The sequence below is a fragment of the Planomonospora algeriensis genome, assembly GCF_977012225.1.
Window position 1 is genome coordinate 1 of record NZ_CDRNDK010000726.1, and the last position, 2176, is coordinate 2176.

The 2176-nt window shown below is 73.3% G+C and carries 2 protein-coding genes; both read right to left on the bottom strand.

The window, feature by feature from the left end:
• Position 1: 1 nt before the first annotated feature.
• Complete coding sequence (folP, locus tag ACWJ6R_RS35085) at positions 2–850, bottom strand: dihydropteroate synthase (RefSeq protein WP_449066330.1); 849 nt, start codon at positions 848–850, stop codon at positions 2–4.
• Positions 851–1004: 154 nt separating this feature from the next.
• The gene (locus tag ACWJ6R_RS35090) at positions 1005–1874 is read right to left on the bottom strand and encodes a LysR family transcriptional regulator (protein WP_449066331.1); all 870 of its coding nucleotides are present in this window, start codon (positions 1872–1874) and stop codon (positions 1005–1007) included.
• Between the last annotated feature and the right edge of the window lie 302 nt (positions 1875–2176).

Sequence of the window (2176 nt, forward strand, 5' to 3'; positions counted from 1 at the left end):
CTCAGGCGCGGCCGGCGCCCTGCCGCAGCGCGGTGACGGTGGCGAGCGCGGCGCGGGCGGAGGCGGCGTCGTGGACGCGGAAGACCCGGGCACCCTGCCAGGCGGAGACCGCCAGGGTGGCCATGGTCCCCGCGTGCCGCTCGTCGACCGGGAGCCCGCCCAGGGTCTCGCCGACGAAGTCCTTGTTGGAGACCGCGACGAGCACCGGCCAGCCGGTGGCGACCATCTCGTCCAGGCGGCGGCCGACCTCCAGGGAGTGGTAGGTGTTCTTGCCGAAGTCGTGGGCCGGGTCGATGAGGATCGACTCGCGGGCGACCCCGGCGGCGACCGCCCGCTCGGCCAGGTCCACGGTGTAGCCGATCACGTCGGCCACCACGTCGGCGTAGGCGAGGCGGTGCGGGCGGGTGCGCGGGGCGACGCGCCCGGCGTGCGCGCAGACCAGGCCGATGCCGTGTGCGGCGGCGACCTCGGCGAGAGCGGGGTCCACCCCGCCCCAGGTGTCGTTGAGCAGGTCGGCGCCGGCCTCCGCCACGACCTCGCCGACCTCGGCACGCCAGGTGTCGACGCTGACGATCAGATCGGGGTGGCGCTCGCGGACCGCCGCGACCAGGTCGGCCACCCGGCGGATCTCCTCGGCCGGGTCCACCTCGTCTCCGGGGCCCGCCTTGACCCCGCCGATGTCGACGATGTCGGCGCCTCCGGCGACGGCCCGGTCCACCGCCTCCAGGGCGGCGCCGAACCCGTAGGTCCTGCCCCTGTCGAAGAACGAGTCGGGGGTGCGGTTCACCACCGCCATGATCGCGAACTCGCCGGGCCGGAACTCACGGCCGCGCAGACGCAAGGTAGTCATCGGGACCGAGCCTACCGCCCGGTGCCGGAGAGGCCGGCGCTCCCACCTGCGCCGCCTCTGTGGGTTTCTCCGCCGGCCGACGTACCGGCCGACGTGCCGGCGGATGCGCCGGCTGACGTGCCGGCGGATGCGCCGGCTGACGTGCCAGGTGTTCCTAGGCGGCCGACCCACCCTCGGCCACGGTCAGGAACTCCTGCGCGATGGCGGGCAGTCGCCGCCTCGCGTGGACGAGCGCGATCACCCGGCGGACCGAGGGATCGAGCGACCGGACCACCAGTCCGGCCCGGGCGGCCTGCTCGGCCGTCCCGCGGTACCAGAGCAGGGAGGCCGCGCCCGCCCGGACCGGCTCCAGCCGGTCGCCGCGCTCGTCGGTCTCCAGGGCCGCCACAGGGGCGACGCCGTACTTGGCGAACAGGGAGTCGAACTCCCTGCGCCGGAGGCCGCCCGGGGCCGGGAGCACCAGCGGCATGCCGTCGAGCATGCGCACGGGCACCGGATCGGGCAGGTCGAGGCCGGGCGGGGAGATCAGCACGATCTCCTGCCGCTCCAGCGGGTGACTGATCAGGTCGGTGGGGACGGGCAGGTCCGTGAGGCCGAGGTCGGCCCGCTGGTCCCTGATGGCGCTGACCACGCCGTCCCGTCCGTCACAGCGGACGATGTGCACGCGCACCTTGGGGTGCTCCGCGCTGTAGGCGCGGAGGATGCGGCCGGCCACCCCCGGTTCGAGACCGGGTGTGGAGGCGATGCGCAGTTCCGCCGCGGGCGACCGGCCCTGGACGGAGAGCGCCTCGATCTCGTGGACGGCGTCGAGCGCCTCCCGGGCCAGCTTGACCACCCGGCGCCCCTGCGCCGTGACGATCACGCCGCGCCCGGAGCGGGCGAACAACGTCATCCCGAGCTCGCGTTCCAGATCTCTGATCGCACGGGAAAGCGCAGGTTGTGCGATGTACAGCGACCTGGCCGCATCGGTCATGGTGCGGTGCTCCGCCGTCGCGACCACGTAGCGGAGCTGCTGCAGATTCATGGCTTCGAAGCTAGGACACGGCGACCGGCCCGGTCCTGCACATCGCGGAGATCACCTCAGATGATTTCGGACGGTAGCCGAATACGGTCACATCCGTGACGAATGATAAATCAGTATGCTTACGCCCCAAATTCGACAAGGTGCCGGATCGGCTCGCTCGAGCGGACGCCCGGTGCACGGGGAGACACGGGGAGACAGAGTGACAGCCAGCGGGCAGTACCCTCCGCCGCCACCGCCTCAGGGGCGTCCGCATCCCGCCCCGCCCCCGCCCGGCCACCCTCCGCAGGGACGGCCGTATCCGG

Bases quoted from the DNA above. Each gene is read 5' to 3' on its own strand.
- folP (WP_449066330.1), bottom strand. From the start codon at position 850: ATGACTACCTTGCGTCTGCGCGGCCGTGAGTTCCGGCCCGGCGAGTTC.
- ACWJ6R_RS35090 (WP_449066331.1), bottom strand. From the start codon at position 1,874: ATGAATCTGCAGCAGCTCCGCTACGTGGTCGCGACGGCGGAGCACCGC.